Below are 17366 nucleotides of genomic sequence, written 5' to 3'. Positions count from 1 at the left end.
GATGGCTAAACTTGGAAAACGCGCCCGTGCCGCACGCGAAGCATTTGCCGGCAAAGAGGACGTCTCGGTCGAAGAGGCGGTCAAGCTGATCAAGTCCACGTCGAACGTGAAGTTCGACGAAACCGTCGAGATCGCCATGAACCTGGGCGTCGACCCGCGCCACGCCGACCAGATGGTCCGCGGTGTCGTCGGCCTGCCCAACGGCACCGGCAAGACCGTTCGCGTCGCCGTCTTCGCCCGCGGCCCCAAGGCCGAGGAAGCGCAGGCTGCCGGGGCCGACATCGTCGGTGCCGAGGATCTGATGGAAACCATCCAGGGCGGCAAGATCGAATTCGATCGCTGCATCGCCACCCCGGACATGATGCCGATCGTCGGCCGTCTGGGCAAGGTGCTGGGCCCGCGCAACCTGATGCCGAACCCCAAGGTCGGCACGGTGACCATGGACGTCAAGGAAGCTGTCGAGGCGGCCAAGGGCGGCCAGGTCCAGTTCAAGGCGGAAAAGGCCGGTGTCGTGCACGCAGGTGTCGGCAAGGTGTCCTTTGACGAGGCGAAGCTGGTCGAGAACATCAAGGCGTTTGTCGGTGCCGTGGCCAAGGCCAAGCCGACCGGCGCGAAGGGGACCTACCTCAAGCGCATCTCGCTGAGCTCGACCATGGGCCCGGGCGTCACCGTCGATGTGGCGGCTGCAAGCGCCGAATAAGCGCCAGCGTCAGTGATCGGGAAAGGCGGGCCACCGGGGTCCGCCTTTTCGCTTTTATGGTCGTTTCCGGTTCCAGCGGGCCGGAGGGGCCGGCCACCGAACCGGCGGCGATCCGCAAAAATTCCAGAACTTGCAGGTGAACTGCCAATCGGCTCTTCACATTCCCAGCGTTTGCCACTAGACCGCGCTTCGTCAAGTCGCATGACCCTGTCATGTCGGCCTGATGATTCGTCCGAGACGGTGGGCTGGAGGCGGCCAAAAGCCAATCCCGCTAAGTCCTGCCCGAGACGGGAAGAGACATAACGTACCGGATCTGTGTTCCGGACGCGCGATGTGACGACCCGATCGGACCAGACGTCCGGGCATCCGCCCGGGCCAAGTGAGCCGGAGGGGTCGCCCCCTCCAATACATGGAGTGAAACTGTGGATAGAGCCCAGAAAGAGAAAGTGGTCGAGGAACTCGGCCAGATCTTCGAAAGCTCTGGCGTCGTGGTGGTTGCCCACTACGAAGGTCTCACGGTTGCCGAGATGCAGGATCTCCGGGGTCGCGCGCGCGACGCTGGTGCATCTGTGCGTGTCGCCAAGAACAGGCTCGCCAAGATCGCCCTGGAAGGAAAGCCCTGCGAAAGCATCGCCTCCTTCATGACGGGTATGACCGTCCTCACCTTCTCCGAAGACCCCGTGGCAGCCGCCAAGGTGGTCGAGGACTTCGCCAAGGACAACAAGAAGTTTGAAATTCTTGGCGGCGCAATGGGTGAGAACGCTCTGGACCGGGCCGGTGTGGAATCGGTGTCGAAAATGCCGTCGCGCGAGGAGCTTATCGCTTCGATCGTCGGCTGCATCGGCGCACCCGCATCGAACATCGCCGGGGCCATTGGCGCACCTGCTTCGAACATCGCATCCATCCTGTCCACGATCGAGGACAAGGCGGCTGCGTAAGGCAACCCAAGGATCATCGTGGGGTTGAAACCCCGTCGTTGGAACACATTTAGATACGGAAAGAAGTCACAATGGCTGATCTGAAGAAACTGGCAGAAGAGATCGTTGGTCTGACCCTGCTGGAAGCACAAGAACTGAAAACCATCCTGAAAGACGAGTACGGCATCGAGCCCGCCGCTGGCGGCGCAGTGATGATGGCGGGCCCGGCAGGCGACGCAGGCGGCGCAGCCGCTGAAGAGCAGACCGAGTTCGACGTTATCCTGAAGTCGGCAGGCGCCTCCAAGATCAACGTGATCAAGGAAGTTCGCGGCATCACCGGTCTGGGCCTCAAGGAAGCCAAGGACCTGGTCGAAGCCGGCGGCAAGGCCGTCAAGGAGCAGGTTTCCAAAGAGGAAGCCGAAGAGATCAAAGGCAAGCTGGAAGCAGCTGGCGCCGAGGTCGAACTCAAGTAATCGCGGTGGTGCAGCCGTTTTCTTGCAAAGAAAACGGCCCGGAATTTTTCGAAAATTCCGGTTCGCCACCGAGGCAAATCAAGGCTGGATCCGGGGAAATCCGGGTCCAGCCGAGCCTGTCTCAGAGAGGCCCCGCGCGACAGGGGCTTTTCTAAGACCAGGTTCGAGGGTCGGGAGGCGTCCGGTGGGACGGATGCCAGGCATAGACCGGAACTTTGTCGTCTCGTAGGGGCGTGCCGCTGTGGCCCGACAGCGCGCACACCCGGTGAGAAACTGAAAGGTGACACCTGACATGGCGCAGAGCTTTCTTGGCCAGAAACGTCTTCGTAAATACTTTGGTAAAATCCGCGAAGTTCTGGAGATGCCGAACCTGATCGAGGTTCAGAAATCCTCCTACGATCTTTTCCTGAAATCCGGCGATCAGCCGCAGCCGCTGGACGGCGAAGGCATCAAGGGTGTCTTCCAGTCGGTCTTTCCGATCAAGGATTTCAATGAAACCAGCGTGCTGGAATTCGTCAGCTACGATCTGGAAAAGCCCAAGTACGACGTCGAGGAATGTCAGCAGCGCGACATGACCTACAGCGCGCCGCTCAAGGTGACGCTGCGTCTCATCGTGTTCGATATCGACGAGGACACCGGCGCGAAGTCGGTCAAGGACATCAAGGAACAGGACGTCTACATGGGCGACATGCCCCTGATGACGCCCAACGGCACTTTCGTGGTCAACGGCACCGAGCGGGTCATCGTTTCCCAGATGCACCGCAGCCCGGGCGTGTTCTTCGACCACGACAAGGGCAAGACGCACAGCTCGGGCAAGCTGCTTTTTGCCTGCCGGATCATTCCCTACCGCGGTTCCTGGCTCGACTTCGAATTCGACGCCAAGGACATCGTGTTCGCGCGCATCGACCGCCGCCGCAAGCTGCCGGTGACGACGCTCCTTTACGCGCTTGGCCTTGATCAAGAAGCGATCATGGACGCCTATTACAACACCGTGACCTTCACCCAAGCGAAAGGTCAGCGCGGCTGGGTTACAAAATTCTTCCCCGAGCGTGTGCGCGGCACCCGTCCGACTTACGACATCGTCGATGCCGACAGCGGCGAGGTGCTGGCCGAGGCGGGCAAGAAGGTTACGCCGCGGGCCGTGAAGAAGATCATCGATGAAGGCAAGGTGAAGAACCTGCTGGTGCCGTTCGAGAACATCGTCGGCAAGTTCGTGGCTAAGGACATCATCAACGAAGAAACCGGCGCGATCTATGTCGAAGCGGGCGACGAGCTGACCTGGACCGTCGACAAGGACGGCGATGTCACTGGCGGCACGCTCAAGGAGCTGATGGATGCCGGCGTGACCGAGATCCCGGTACTCGACATCGACAACATCACCGTGGGTGCGTACATGCGCAACACCATGGCGCAGGACAAGAACATGAACCGCGAAAGCGCGCTCATGGACATCTACCGCGTCATGCGCCCGGGCGAGCCCCCCACCGTGGAAGCGGCAAGCGCGCTTTTCGACACGCTCTTTTTCGACAGCGAGCGCTATGACCTCTCGGCCGTGGGCCGGGTCAAGATGAACATGCGCCTCGCCCTCGACAAGCCCGACACCCAGCGCACGCTGGACCGCGAGGATATCGTGGCCTGCGTCAAGGCGCTGGTCGACCTGCGCGACGGACGCGGTGATATCGACGACATCGACCACCTCGGCAACCGCCGGGTGCGCTCGGTCGGCGAGCTGATGGAGAACCAGTACCGCGTCGGCTTGCTGCGGATGGAGCGCGCGATCAAGGAGCGGATGTCGTCTGTCGAGATCGACACGGTGATGCCGCAGGACCTGATCAACGCCAAGCCTGCCGCCGCCGCCGTGCGCGAATTCTTCGGCTCCAGCCAGCTGTCGCAGTTCATGGACCAGACCAACCCGCTGTCGGAAGTCACGCACAAGCGGCGCCTTTCGGCGCTTGGGCCGGGCGGTCTGACCCGCGAACGCGCGGGCTTCGAGGTGCGCGACGTGCACCCGACCCACTATGGCCGGATGTGCCCGATCGAGACGCCGGAAGGTCCGAACATCGGCCTGATCAACTCGCTCGCCACCTTCGCTCGGGTAAACAAGTACGGCTTTATCGAAACGCCTTACCGCGTCGTCAAGGACGGCACGGTCACGGACGAAGTGCACTACATGTCCGCGACCGAGGAAATGCGCCACACCGTGGCGCAGGCCAACGCCAACCTCGACGAGAACATGCATTTCGTGAACGATCTGGTGTCGACCCGGAAATCCGGTGATTACACCCTGTCGCCCAACGAAACCGTCGACCTGATCGACGTGTCGCCCAAGCAGCTGGTGTCAGTCGCGGCGTCGCTCATTCCGTTCCTGGAAAACGACGACGCCAACCGCGCCCTGATGGGATCGAACATGCAGCGGCAGGCGGTGCCGACCCTGCGGTCCGAGGCCCCGCTTGTGGGGACGGGGATCGAGGAAATCGTGGCCCGCGACTCCGGTGCGGCGATCATGGCGAAACGTTCGGGCGTGATCGACCAGGTCGACGCCATGCGGATCGTCGTGCGCGCGACGGACGATCTGGAACCCGGTGATCCGGGTGTGGACATCTACCGCATGCGCAAGTTCCAGAGGTCGAACCAGAACACCTGCATCAACCAGCGGCCGCTGGTGAAGGTGGGTGACCTGGTGACCAAGGGCGAAGTGATCGCCGATGGCCCCTCGACCGACATGGGGGAACTGGCGCTTGGCAAGAACGTCGTCGTCGCCTTCATGCCGTGGAATGGCTACAACTATGAGGATTCGATCCTGATTTCGGAACGAATCTCGCGCGATGACGTGTTCACCTCTGTCCACATCGAGGAATTCGAAGTGGCGGCACGGGACACGAAGCTCGGGCCGGAAGAGATCACCCGCGACATCCCGAACGTCGGCGAAGAGGCGCTGCGCAATCTCGACGAGGCGGGCATCGTGTACATCGGCGCGGACGTGGAGCCTGGGGATATCCTTGTGGGCAAGATCACCCCCAAGGGTGAATCGCCGATGACGCCCGAGGAAAAGCTGCTGCGCGCCATCTTCGGCGAAAAGGCATCGGACGTGCGCGACACGTCGCTGCGGGTCAAGCCGGGTGATTACGGCACCGTGGTCGAGGTGCGCGTCTTCAACCGGCACGGCGTGGAAAAGGACGAACGTGCCCTGCAGATCGAGCGGGAAGAGGTCGAACGTCTGGCCCGTGACCGGGACGACGAGCTGGGCATCCTGGATCGCAACATCTACGCGCGCCTGAAATCGATGGTTCTGGGCAAGGTGGCTGTCAAAGGCCCCAAGGGCGTCAAGCCCAAGTCCGAGATCACCGAAGAGCTTCTCGAGTCTCTCAGCCGCGGCCAGTGGTGGCAGCTGGCGCTCGAGGACGAGGCCGATGCCAAGATCGTCGAGGCGCTCAACGAACAGTACGAGGCGCAGAAGCGCACGCTGGACGCGCGGTTCGAGGACAAGGTCGAAAAGGTCCGCCGCGGCGACGACCTGCCCCCGGGCGTGATGAAGATGGTCAAGGTGTTCGTCGCGGTAAAGCGCAAGCTGCAACCGGGCGACAAGATGGCCGGGCGTCACGGCAACAAGGGCGTGATTTCCAAGGTGGTGCCGATGGAGGACATGCCGTTCCTCGCGGATGGCACGCCGGTCGACTTCTGCCTCAACCCGCTGGGCGTGCCGTCGCGCATGAACGTCGGTCAGATCCTGGAAACCCACATGGGCTGGGCCGCACGCGGTCTGGGCATCAAGATCGACGATGCATTGCAGGACTATCGCCGCACCGGCGATCTGACCCCTGTGCGGGAGGCGATGAAGATCGCCTATGGCGAGGATGTCTATGAAGAGGGCATCCAAGGCATGGACGAGGACATGCTGGTCGAGGCGGCGGGCAACGTCACCCGCGGCGTGCCGATCGCCACGCCGGTCTTCGACGGCGCGAAAGAGGCCGATGTGAATGACGCCCTGGCACGTGCCGGGTTCGACACCTCGGGCCAGTCGCTGCTGTTTGACGGCCGCACCGGTGAGCAGTTCAGCCGAAAGGTGACGGTGGGTGTGAAATACCTGCTGAAGCTGCACCACCTGGTGGACGACAAGATCCACGCGCGGTCGACCGGGCCCTACAGCCTCGTGACCCAGCAGCCGCTGGGCGGCAAGGCGCAGTTCGGCGGTCAGCGTTTCGGGGAGATGGAGGTCTGGGCGCTCGAAGCGTACGGTGCCGCCTACACCCTGCAGGAGATGCTGACGGTGAAGTCGGACGACGTCGCGGGCCGGACCAAGGTCTACGAGAGCATCGTCAAGGGCGAGGACAATTTCGAGGCCGGTATTCCGGAATCGTTCAACGTTCTCGTCAAGGAGGTCCGGGGTCTGGGCCTCAACATGGAACTCCTGGATGCGGAAGAAGACGAGTGAGGCAGACAAGTTTTGAAAAAACTTGTGCCAAGACTTTTATGAAAAGTCTTGGCGCCGCTCCCCTTCCTTCCGACAGCCTTTAAGGATTTGAAAATGAACCAGGAACTGACAAACAACCCGTTCAATCCGGTTGCCCCCGCCAAGACCTTTGACGAGATCAAGGTCTCTCTGGCCTCGCCCGAACGGATCCTCTCTTGGTCCTTCGGGGAGATCAAGAAGCCCGAGACGATCAACTACCGCACGTTCAAGCCCGAGCGTGATGGCCTGTTCTGCGCGCGCATTTTTGGTCCGATCAAGGATTACGAATGCCTCTGCGGCAAGTACAAGCGCATGAAGTATCGCGGCGTCGTCTGCGAAAAGTGCGGCGTCGAAGTCACGCTGCAAAAGGTGCGTCGCGAGCGCATGGGTCACATCGAACTGGCCGCTCCTTGCGCGCATATCTGGTTCCTGAAATCGCTGCCCAGCCGCATCGGTCTGATGCTCGACATGACCCTGCGCGATCTGGAGCGGGTTCTGTATTTCGAGAATTACGTCGTCACCGAGCCGGGCCTTACGGATCTCACCTACGGTCAGATGCTGACCGAAGAAGAGTACATGGATGCCCAGGACGCCTATGGCATGGACGCCTTTACCGCCAACATCGGCGCCGAGGCGATCCGCGAAATGCTGGCGGCCATCGACCTCGAGGCCGAGGCCGACAACCTGCGCGCCGATCTGAAAGAGGCGACGGGCGAGCTCAAGCCCAAGAAGATCATCAAGCGTCTGAAGGTCGTGGAATCCTTCCTGGAGTCGGGCAACCGGCCGGAGTGGATGGTTCTGACCGTCATTCCGGTCATCCCGCCCGAACTGCGCCCGCTGGTGCCGCTTGACGGGGGCCGTTTCGCCACGTCCGATCTCAACGATCTCTACCGCCGCGTGATCAACCGGAACAACCGTCTCAAGCGGCTGATCGAACTGCGTGCGCCCGACATCATCGTCCGCAACGAAAAGCGGATGTTGCAGGAATCGGTCGACGCGCTCTTTGACAACGGCCGTCGTGGCCGCGTCATCACCGGTGCCAACAAGCGCCCGCTGAAGTCGCTGTCGGACATGCTCAAGGGCAAGCAGGGCCGCTTCCGTCAGAACCTGCTGGGCAAGCGGGTCGACTTCTCGGGCCGCTCGGTCATCGTGACCGGGCCGGAGCTCAAGCTGCACCAGTGCGGCCTGCCCAAGAAGATGGCGCTCGAGCTCTTCAAGCCGTTCATCTATTCGCGGCTTGAGGCAAAGGGTCTGTCCAGCACCGTCAAGCAGGCGAAAAAACTGGTGGAAAAGGAACGTCCCGAGGTTTGGGACATCCTTGACGAGGTGATCCGTGAACATCCCGTCATGCTCAACCGGGCGCCGACGCTGCACCGTCTGGGCATCCAGGCGTTCGAACCGATCCTGATCGAAGGCAAGGCGATCCAGCTGCATCCGCTCGTCTGTTCGGCCTTCAACGCCGACTTCGACGGCGACCAGATGGCCGTGCACGTTCCGCTGAGCCTTGAGGCGCAGCTGGAAGCGCGGGTTCTGATGATGTCCACGAACAACGTGCTGTCGCCCGCCAACGGCGCGCCGATCATCGTCCCGTCGCAGGACATGATCCTTGGCCTCTACTACGTGACCATCGCCCGCGATGGAATGAAGGGGGAGGGGATGAAATTCTCCTCCATCGAAGAGGTCGAGCACGCGCTGAACGCGGGCCACGTGCACCTGCACGCCAAGATCGAATGCCGCGTCAAGCAGATCGACGAAACCGGCAACGAGGTCTCGGTCCGGTTCGAAACGACCCCGGGCCGCGTGCGGCTGGGGGCGCTGCTGCCGATGAACGCCAAGGCGCCCTTCAGCCTGGTCAACACGCTGCTGCGCAAGAAGGATGTGCAAAAGGTCATCGACACCGTCTACCGCTATTGCGGTCAGAAGGAGTCGGTCATTTTCTGCGACCAGATCATGACCATGGGCTTCCGCGAGGCGTTCAAGGCGGGCATTTCGTTCGGCAAGGACGACATGGTCATTCCCGAAACCAAGTGGCCCATCGTCGAGGACACCCGCAGCCAGGTGAAGGACTTCGAACAGCAGTACATGGACGGCCTGATCACCCAGGGTGAGAAGTACAACAAGGTCGTCGATGCCTGGTCCAAGTGTAACGACAAGGTCACCGAGGCGATGATGTCCACCATCTCGGCCTCGCAGACCGATGCGGACGGGTCCGAGGCGGAACCGAACTCGGTCTACATGATGGCGCACTCCGGTGCGCGGGGCTCGGTCACGCAGATGAAACAGCTGGGCGGCATGCGCGGCCTGATGGCCAAGCCCAACGGCGACATCATCGAAACGCCGATCATCTCGAACTTCAAGGAAGGTCTGACCGTTCTTGAATACTTCAACTCGACCCACGGCGCCCGGAAGGGTCTGTCGGACACGGCGCTCAAGACCGCGAACTCGGGCTATCTGACCCGGCGTCTGGTGGACGTGGCGCAGGATTGCATCGTGCGCATGAACGACTGCGGCACCGACAACGCCATCACCGCCGAAACGGCCGTGAACGACGGCGAGGTCGTGGCGTCGCTGGCGGAACGTGTGCTGGGTCGCGTCGCGGCCGAGGATGTGCTGCGTCCGGGCACGGACGAGGTGCTGGTCAAGCAGGGCCAGCTGATCGACGAACGCATGTCCGACGCCATCGACGAGGCGGCGGTGCAGACCATGCGCATTCGTTCGCCGCTGACCTGCGAGGCCGAAGAAGGCGTTTGCGCCATGTGCTACGGGCGCGACCTTGCCCGCGGTACGCTGGTCAACCAGGGCGAGGCCGTCGGCATCATCGCGGCGCAGTCCATCGGTGAGCCGGGCACCCAGCTGACGATGCGGACCTTCCACATCGGCGGCGTGGCGCAAGGTGGCCAGCAGTCGTTCCAGGAGGCGTCGCAGTCCGGTATCATCGCGTTCGATCAGGCCTCCACGCTCGAGAACGCCAACGGCGAAACCCTCGTCATGGGACGCAACATGAAGCTGCGGATCATGGACGAACACGGCGCCGAACGGGCCAGCCACAAGCTGGGCTACGGCACCAAGCTGTTCGTCAAGGAAGGCGATACCGTGGCGCGGGGCGACAAGCTTTTCGAATGGGATCCGTACACCCTGCCGATCATCGCGGAAAAGGACGGCACCGCCCGTCACGTGGACCTTGTGAACGGCGTTGCCGTGCGCGAGGAAACCGACGATGCCACAGGCATGACCCAGAAGATCGTGTCGGACTGGCGCGCGGCCCCCAAGGGCAACGAGCTCAAGCCCGAGATCATCCTGGTGGGCGAGGACGGCGAACCGGTGCGCAACGACGCGGGCAACCCGGTGACCTATCCGATGTCGGTGGACGCGATCCTGTCCTGCGAAGACGGGCAGGAGATCAAGGCCGGCGACGTCGTCGCGCGTATCCCGCGCGAAGGCGCCAAGACCAAGGACATCACCGGTGGTCTGCCGCGTGTGGCCGAACTCTTTGAGGCTCGCCGCCCCAAGGACCACGCCATCATCGCGGAAATCGACGGCTACGTGCGCTTCGGCAAGGACTACAAGAACAAGCGCCGGATCAGCATCGAACCGGTGGACGACAGCCTGTCGCCCGTCGAATACATGGTGCCCAAGGGCAAGCACATCCCGGTCGCCGAAGGCGACTATGTGACCAAGGGCGACTATATCATGGACGGCAACCCGGCGCCGCATGACATCCTGGCCATCATGGGTGTCGAGGCGCTGGCGAACTACATGATCGACGAGGTGCAGGACGTCTACCGGCTGCAGGGCGTGAAGATCAACGACAAGCATGTCGAGGTCATCGTGCGTCAAATGCTGCAGAAGTGGGAGATCCAGGACAGCGGCGATACCACGCTGCTCAAGGGTGAGCACGTCGACAAGGCCGAATTCGACGAGGCCTGCGAAAAGGCGATCGCCAAGGGCGGCCGTCCGGCGCAGGGCGAACCGATCCTGCTGGGCATCACCAAGGCGTCGCTGCAGACCCGCAGCTTCATCTCGGCGGCGTCCTTCCAGGAAACCACCCGTGTGCTGACCGAAGCGAGCGTGCAGGGCAAACGCGACAAGCTGGTGGGTCTCAAGGAAAACGTCATCGTGGGCCGCCTCATTCCGGCCGGGACCGGTGGCGCGACCATGAAGGTGCGCCGGATCGCGTCGGACCGCGACAATGTCGTGATCGACGCGCGTCGCCAGGAAGCCGAAGCTGCGGCCGCGCTGGCCGCACCGGACGCGTCGGATGACGACGTGGTCGGCGGGGACGAGTTCGACACGCTGGTGGTGGACACGCCCGAAAGCCGCGAATAAGCGGTCCCATACGACCTTCAGAAACACCCGCTTCGGCGGGTGTTTTCTTTTGCGACATCGCCGCAGGGCGCCGTTTTCCTCAAGGAAAACGGACCGGAATTTTTGAAAATTCCGGGGCCCGCGAGGACGCATCGGTGGTTTCGTGATGGTCAACCGCGACGCCCGGGCGTAAGTCACCGCCATGACACCCGTTTCCGATAACACACGCGGCGCGTTCCTGATGATGGCCTCCATGGCCTGTTTCACCTTTGGCGATGCCTGCATGAAAGTGGCCAGCAGCACGCTGCCGCTCAGCCAGCTTCTGGCGCTACGCGGCATCTTTGCGACGGCAATCATCTACCTCATCGCCCGGCGGCTGAACGCACTGCGCCTGGATCTTCCGCGTCGTGACTGGGGCCTGATCGCCCTGCGCGCGGTGGCCGAAGTGGCGGCGGCGTGGTTCTTTCTGACCGCGCTTTTCAACATGCCCATCGCCAATGTCACGGCGCTGTTGCAGATGTTGCCGCTGACGGTGACGCTGGCAAGCGCGGTGTTCTTCGGCGAACCCGTTGGCTGGCGGCGCTGGACGGCGATCCTGATCGGATTCGGCGGCATGCTGCTGATCGTGCGGCCGGGGACCGAAGGCTTCAACGCCTATTCGGTCTATGCGCTGATCGCCGTCATCTGTGTCACCGTGCGGGATCTGGCAACCCGGCGCATGTCGGCGGTTGTGCCCAGCCTCACCGTCACGCTCAGCGCGTCGGTGGCGGTGCTGGTCTTTGCCGCCGTGCTGTCGCTGGGCGAAACCTGGCAGCCATTGGATGCACCGCTTTGGGCGCTGGTGGCGGCGATGTCGATCTTCATCATCGGCGGGTATCTTTTCAGCGTCCTGGCCATGCGCACCGGCGAGGTGAGCGTCGTCACCCCGTTCCGCTATACCGGGCTGGTCTGGGCCCTGGTCCTGGGCTGGGCGATCTTCGGCGAATGGCCGCTGCCGCTGACGTTCCTGGGCGCGGGCATCATCATCGCGACAGGGGTCTTTACCCTGCTGCGCGAAGCGCGCGCGCGGCGGCTTCAGGCGAAGACGGTCCGGATGTGATCCGCATCAATGGCGAAGAGCCGCTTCATCTCGGCCTCGCCATCCGCATCCAGCCGCGGCAGTGCAACCGGCTTCACGTGTTTTTTCTGGCGTGAGTCGTTGTGATCGTTATGTCCGCGCAGGAACATCGGCGGATCGGTAAAGGTCACCGTGGGCATGAACTGGTTGATCTTGTTATGGCCGAAATTCATGATCGACTGCGCCACGCGCGGCTGTACGGCGACCGCCTGCGCCACGCCCCAATAGGGTGTGACGGTGGGATCGGCGCAGATCCCCCGCGCGTCTGCGCGGCCCACGAAACCGCGGTTCCAGTCGAACCCGACCAGCCGGTGCCGCCCGGTCAGGGCCTGACAGTCCTGCGCCGCGGCGCGCAGCGTCTCGACAAAGGTCACCGCCACCGCGTCGTCGTCATCGTGGCGGAACTCCAGGCAGGGCTGCGCCATGTCGCGCGCGGCATTGATCACCTCCTGGCAGACCTTGCGGTGCGGGCCGGGCGGGCGCGCCACGATCCGCGCCTGCGGAAAATCCGCGACCAGTGCGCGCAGCCGGTCAAGTGCGGCGTCGGGCAGGCTGTCGCCAATGAGGATGAGGAAGGTGAAATCGGGGTCGGTCTGGGCCTTGAGTCCCGGTAGGCAGAGGCATTCGAAATTGGCAAAGCGCTCGTTCAGACGCCTGGGCGCGTAAAGGTACGCCTCGCGCGCCGCAACGCTCTCGTGTTCGACCTGAAATCCGCCCGTGCCCGGATAGGAAAACCGGCAAAATCCAATAACTTGCATCGCCAACTCCGCTAGCGTCGGCCCATGGGCCGCCACGCGGCAACAGTTGCACCGGGGACCGCCCAAAGCAAGGCCGGGGCGCTGTTGACAAGCATTCCGACTCCCCCTATACGCCCGCTATCTCGGACGGGACAGGTGTCCCTTGATCCGATCTACAGAACCGAAGCGGTCACGATCCGGGCGTATCCCGCCCCGATCCTCTGGAACCCCCCGCGTCGTTCCCGCACCAGGGAACGCATGCGGTTTTTTGCGTCGTTCCAGAACGATGCACAAGATGTCGTGCACCTGACGTGCACATGGTGACTTGCGGACGCGCAAGGCGCTGGAACTGAAACCCGCACGGGATACCCCGTGCACCACATATGTGAGCTACACGGGGAATTACCGGAATGCCAACGATCCAACAGCTGATCCGCAAGCCGCGGCAGCCGAAAGTCAAACGCTCGAAGTCCATGCACCTGGAGCAGTGCCCGCAAAAGCGCGGCGTCTGCACGCGCGTTTACACCACCACGCCGAAGAAACCGAACTCCGCCATGCGGAAAGTGGCCAAGGTCCGTCTGACCAACGGCTACGAGGTGATCAGCTATATTCCGGGTGAATCCCACAACCTTCAGGAACACTCGGTCGTCCTGATCCGCGGCGGTCGTGTGAAAGACCTTCCCGGTGTGCGCTATCACATCCTGCGCGGGGTTCTGGATACCCAGGGCGTCAAGGACCGCAAACAGCGTCGCTCCAAGTATGGCGCGAAGCGTCCGAAATAAGAGGGTATTTAGATGTCACGTCGTCACGCCGCAGAAAAACGCGAAGTCCTGCCCGACGCCAAGTACGGCGACCGGGTCCTGACCAAATTCATGAACAACCTGATGATCGACGGCAAGAAGTCGGTCGCCGAAAGCATTGTCTACAATGCCTTCACCCGGGTTGAGACCAAGATCAAGCGCGCCCCCGTGGAAGTGTTCCACGAAGCGCTGGACAACATCAAACCCAGTGTCGAGGTGCGGTCGCGCCGCGTCGGTGGTGCCACCTACCAGGTGCCCGTCGAAGTGCGCCCCGAGCGCCGCGAGGCGCTTGCCATCCGCTGGCTTATCGATGCCAGCCGCAAGCGCAACGAGAACACCATGGAAGAGCGCCTGGCTGGCGAGCTCATGGATGCGGTCCAGTCGCGCGGCTCTGCCGTGAAAAAGCGCGAAGACACCCACAAGATGGCCGACGCCAACAAGGCGTTCAGCCACTACCGCTGGTAAGAAGGAGCGAGCAGAATGGCACGCGAATACCCCCTTACGCGCTACCGGAACTTCGGGATCATGGCCCACATCGATGCGGGCAAGACCACGACGACCGAGCGTATCCTTTACTACACCGGCAAGTCGCACAAGATCGGCGAAGTGCACGACGGTGCCGCGACCATGGACTGGATGGAGCAAGAGCAAGAGCGTGGGATCACCATCACCTCGGCTGCGACCACCACGTTCTGGCAGCGTCAGGAAGATCCGACCGCTGACGGCACCTCGGACACCAAGATCCGGTTCAACATCATCGACACCCCCGGCCACGTGGACTTCACCATCGAAGTCGAGCGTTCGCTGGCCGTGCTCGACGGCGCCGTGGCGCTGCTCGACGGTAACGCGGGCGTTGAGCCGCAGACCGAAACCGTGTGGCGTCAGGCCGACCGGTACAAGGTTCCGCGTCTCGTCTTTGTCAACAAGATGGACAAGATCGGTGCGGACTTCTTCAACTGTGTGAAGATGATCAAGGACCGCACAGGCGCCACTCCGGTTCCCGTGAACTTTCCCATCGGTGCCGAAGACCAGCTCGAAGGCATCGTCGATCTGATCAAGATGGAAGAGTGGACCTGGAAGGGTGAAGACCTTGGCGCGTCCTGGACCCGTCAGGAGATCCGCCCGGAGCTCAAGGACCTCGCCGACGAATGGCGTTCGCACCTGGTCGAGCATGCCGTCGAAATGGATGACGACGCGATGGAAGCGTACCTCGAAGGCGAAGAGCCGGACGAGGAAACCCTGCGCAAGCTCGTGCGCAAGGGCACTCTGTCGCTGTCCTTCGTGCCGGTTCTTGGTGGTTCCGCCTTCAAGAACAAGGGTGTGCAGCCGCTGCTGAACGCCGTGGTCGACTTCCTGCCGTCGCCGCTCGACGTGCCTGCCTACATGGGCTTCAGCCCGTCGGACGAGACCGAAACCCGCAACATCGCGCGTCACGCCGATGACAGCGAGCCGTTCTCGGGCCTCGCGTTCAAGATCATGAACGACCCGTTCGTGGGGTCGCTCACCTTCACGCGGATCTATTCCGGCGTGCTGAAAAAGGGCGATTCGATCCTGAACACCACCAAGGGCAAGAAAGAGCGCATCGGCCGTATGATGATGATGCACGCCATCGATCGCGAAGAGATCGAAGAGGCGTTCGCAGGTGACATCATCGCGCTGGCGGGTCTGAAAGACACCACCACGGGCGACACGCTGTCGGACAGCCAGAACCAGGTGGTTCTGGAAACCATGACCTTCCCCGATCCGGTGATCGAGATCGCGGTCGAGCCCAAGACCAAGGCCGACCAGGAAAAGATGTCCGCCGGTCTGCAGCGCCTTGCCGCCGAAGACCCGTCCTTCCGGGTGGAGACCGACCTCGAGTCCGGTCAGACCATCATGAAGGGCATGGGCGAACTTCACCTGGACATCCTGGTGGATCGTCTCAAGCGCGAGTTTAAGGTCGAGGCCAACATCGGTGCGCCGCAGGTGGCTTACCGTGAGACCATCGGTCACGAGGTCGAGCATACCTACACCCACAAGAAGCAGTCGGGTGGTTCGGGTCAGTTCGCCGAAGTGAAGATGATCATCAGCCCCACCGAGCCGGGCGAAGGCTATTCCTTCGAAAGCCGGATTGTCGGCGGCGCGGTGCCCAAGGAATACATCCCGGGCGTCGAAAAGGGCATCAAGTCGGTCATGGACTCCGGTCCGCTGGCGGGCTTCCCGGTCATCGACTTCAAGGTGGCACTGGTTGACGGTAAGTTCCACGACGTGGACTCGAGCGTTCTGGCCTTCGAAATCGCCGCCCGCATGGGCATGCGCGAAGGCATGAAGAAGGCCGGCGCCAAGCTGCTGGAACCGATCATGAAGGTCGAGGTGATCACGCCAGAAGAATACACCGGCAACGTGATCGGCGATCTGACCTCGCGTCGGGGCCAGGTGTCGGGGCAGGAACCGCGCGGCAATGCCGTGGCGATCAACGCCTTCGTGCCGCTGGCCAACATGTTCGGCTACATCAACAACCTGCGCTCGATGTCCTCGGGCCGCGCGCAGTTCACGATGCAGTTCGATCACTATGATCCGGTGCCGCAGAACATCTCGGACGAGATCCAGAAGAAATACGCATAACGGGATGGCGGGGAGTGAACCCCGCCCTACCCACCACCGTAGGGTGGGGTGTGACCCCACCACCCACACGACAGACAGGAGGCCAGCATGGCAAAGTCAAAGTTTGAGCGCAATAAGCCGCACTGCAACATCGGCACGATCGGTCACGTTGACCACGGCAAGACGACGCTGACGGCGGCGATCACGAAGTATTTCGGCGATTTCAAGGCGTACGACCAGATCGACGGCGCGCCCGAGGAGAAGGCCCGCGGGATCACGATCTCGACGGCGCACGTGGAATACGAGACCGAGAACCGTCACTACGCGCATGTCGACTGCCCCGGCCACGCCGACTACGTCAAGAACATGATCACCGGTGCGGCGCAGATGGACGGCGCGATCCTGGTGGTGAACGCCGCTGACGGCCCGATGCCGCAGACCCGCGAGCACATCCTGCTGGGCCGCCAGGTCGGCATCCCGGCGATGGTGGTGTTCCTCAACAAGGTCGACCAGGTCGACGACGAGGAGCTGCTCGAACTGGTCGAGATGGAAGTGCGCGAACTGCTGTCGGCCTACGATTTCCCGGGCGACGACGTTCCGATCATCGCAGGCTCGGCCCTGGCCGCCATGGAAGGCCGCGATCCCGAGATCGGCGAAGAGAAGATCAAGGCGCTGATGGCCGCTGTCGACGAGTACATCCCGCAGCCGCCGCGCGCCACCGACCAGCCGTTCCTGATGCCGATCGAAGACGTGTTCTCGATCTCGGGCCGCGGCACGGTTGTGACCGGCCGGGTCGAGCGTGGCGTCGTGAACGTCGGCGACGAACTGGAAATCGTCGGCATCCGCGACACCAAGAAGACCACCTGCACCGGTGTCGAGATGTTCCGCAAGCTGCTGGACCGCGGTGAGGCAGGCGACAACATCGGCGCGCTGCTGCGCGGCATCGACCGTGACGGCGTGGAGCGTGGCCAGGTGCTGTGCAAGCCCGGTTCGGTCAAGCCGCACACCAAGTTCGAGGCCGAGGCGTACATCCTGACCAAGGAAGAGGGTGGCCGTCACACGCCGTTCTTCGCCAACTACCGCCCGCAGTTCTACTTCCGCACGACGGATGTGACCGGCACGGTGAACCTGCCCGAGGGCACGGAGATGGTGATGCCGGGCGACAACCTGAAGTTCGAGGTCGAGCTGATCGCCCCGATCGCGATGGAAGAAAAGCTGCGCTTCGCCATCCGCGAAGGCGGCCGCACCGTCGGCTCCGGCGTCGTCGCAAAAATCATCGAGTAA

At 62.6% G+C, this 17366-nt stretch carries 11 protein-coding genes; 10 read left to right on the top strand and 1 reads right to left on the bottom strand.

Features of this window, described 5'->3' with window-relative positions:
* Position 1: 1 nt before the first annotated feature.
* The 6 genes from rplA (at position 2) to ACOXXX_RS13450 (ending at position 11944) form a co-directional block, all read left to right on the top strand.
* Positions 2-700, top strand: coding sequence for a 50S ribosomal protein L1 (gene rplA / locus ACOXXX_RS13475; protein WP_422827118.1), 699 nt, complete (start codon positions 2-4; stop codon positions 698-700).
* A 422-nt stretch (positions 701-1122) separates the two neighbouring features.
* Positions 1123-1638: a 50S ribosomal protein L10 gene (gene rplJ, locus ACOXXX_RS13470; RefSeq protein WP_422827117.1), complete on the top strand. Its 516-nt coding sequence runs from the start codon at positions 1123-1125 to the stop codon at positions 1636-1638.
* Positions 1639-1709: 71 nt separating this feature from the next.
* On the top strand, positions 1710-2090 hold the full coding sequence (gene rplL, locus ACOXXX_RS13465; RefSeq protein WP_422827116.1) for a 50S ribosomal protein L7/L12: 381 nt from the start codon (positions 1710-1712) through the stop codon (positions 2088-2090).
* A 292-nt stretch (positions 2091-2382) separates the two neighbouring features.
* A complete protein-coding gene (gene rpoB / locus ACOXXX_RS13460) occupies positions 2383-6522 on the top strand; it encodes a DNA-directed RNA polymerase subunit beta (RefSeq protein ID WP_422827115.1) in 4140 nt (1379 codons plus the stop codon).
* Positions 6523-6615: 93 nt separating this feature from the next.
* Positions 6616-10866 (top strand): DNA-directed RNA polymerase subunit beta', encoded by a 4251-nt coding sequence (gene rpoC / locus ACOXXX_RS13455; protein WP_422827114.1) that lies wholly within the window; start codon positions 6616-6618, stop codon positions 10864-10866.
* Between the two features lie 181 nt (positions 10867-11047).
* On the top strand, positions 11048-11944 hold the full coding sequence (locus ACOXXX_RS13450) for a DMT family transporter (RefSeq protein WP_422827113.1): 897 nt from the start codon (positions 11048-11050) through the stop codon (positions 11942-11944).
* Here ACOXXX_RS13450 and ACOXXX_RS13445 read toward each other — a convergent pair.
* Entirely contained in the window at positions 11920-12720 is an 801-nt protein-coding gene (locus ACOXXX_RS13445; protein ID WP_422827112.1) for a putative rhamnosyl transferase, read from the bottom strand. The two genes, ACOXXX_RS13450 and ACOXXX_RS13445, sit on opposite strands and share 25 nt — an antisense overlap.
* Positions 12721-13109: 389 nt before the next feature.
* Here ACOXXX_RS13445 and rpsL point away from each other — a divergent pair, with 389 nt between their 5' ends.
* The 4 genes from rpsL (at position 13110) to tuf (ending at position 17366) form a co-directional block, all read left to right on the top strand.
* A complete protein-coding gene (gene rpsL / locus ACOXXX_RS13440) occupies positions 13110-13481 on the top strand; it encodes a 30S ribosomal protein S12 (protein WP_005980675.1) in 372 nt (123 codons plus the stop codon).
* A gap of 12 nt (positions 13482-13493) precedes the next feature.
* Positions 13494-13964: a 30S ribosomal protein S7 gene (gene rpsG, locus ACOXXX_RS13435; RefSeq protein WP_114512972.1), complete on the top strand. Its 471-nt coding sequence runs from the start codon at positions 13494-13496 to the stop codon at positions 13962-13964.
* 15 nt (positions 13965-13979) lie between these two features.
* Complete coding sequence (fusA, locus tag ACOXXX_RS13430) at positions 13980-16103, top strand: elongation factor G (RefSeq protein WP_422827111.1); 2124 nt, start codon at positions 13980-13982, stop codon at positions 16101-16103.
* A gap of 87 nt (positions 16104-16190) precedes the next feature.
* A complete protein-coding gene (gene tuf, locus ACOXXX_RS13425; protein ID WP_422825817.1) occupies positions 16191-17366 on the top strand; it encodes an elongation factor Tu in 1176 nt (391 codons plus the stop codon).

The sequence above is a fragment of the Thalassococcus sp. BH17M4-6 genome (assembly GCF_049323015.1).
In the GTDB taxonomy this organism is placed as follows: Bacteria; Pseudomonadota; Alphaproteobacteria; order Rhodobacterales; family Rhodobacteraceae; genus Puniceibacterium.
This window is presented reverse-complemented; position numbering and strand designations above follow the sequence as displayed.

What these genes read in the sequence shown, in the direction of transcription:
- rpoC (WP_422827114.1), top strand. Translation starts at nt 6,616, where the DNA reads ATGAACCAGGAACTGACAAACAACCCGTTCAATCCGGTTGCCCCCGCC.
- rpoB (WP_422827115.1), top strand. Translation starts at nt 2,383, where the DNA reads ATGGCGCAGAGCTTTCTTGGCCAGAAACGTCTTCGTAAATACTTTGGT.
- rplL (WP_422827116.1), top strand. Translation starts at nt 1,710, where the DNA reads ATGGCTGATCTGAAGAAACTGGCAGAAGAGATCGTTGGTCTGACCCTG.
- rplA (WP_422827118.1), top strand. Translation starts at nt 2, where the DNA reads ATGGCTAAACTTGGAAAACGCGCCCGTGCCGCACGCGAAGCATTTGCC.
- rpsL (WP_005980675.1), top strand. Translation starts at nt 13,110, where the DNA reads ATGCCAACGATCCAACAGCTGATCCGCAAGCCGCGGCAGCCGAAAGTC.
- fusA (WP_422827111.1), top strand. Translation starts at nt 13,980, where the DNA reads ATGGCACGCGAATACCCCCTTACGCGCTACCGGAACTTCGGGATCATG.
- rpsG (WP_114512972.1), top strand. Translation starts at nt 13,494, where the DNA reads ATGTCACGTCGTCACGCCGCAGAAAAACGCGAAGTCCTGCCCGACGCC.
- tuf (WP_422825817.1), top strand. Translation starts at nt 16,191, where the DNA reads ATGGCAAAGTCAAAGTTTGAGCGCAATAAGCCGCACTGCAACATCGGC.
- ACOXXX_RS13445 (WP_422827112.1), bottom strand. Translation starts at nt 12,720, where the DNA reads ATGCAAGTTATTGGATTTTGCCGGTTTTCCTATCCGGGCACGGGCGGA.
- ACOXXX_RS13450 (WP_422827113.1), top strand. Translation starts at nt 11,048, where the DNA reads ATGACACCCGTTTCCGATAACACACGCGGCGCGTTCCTGATGATGGCC.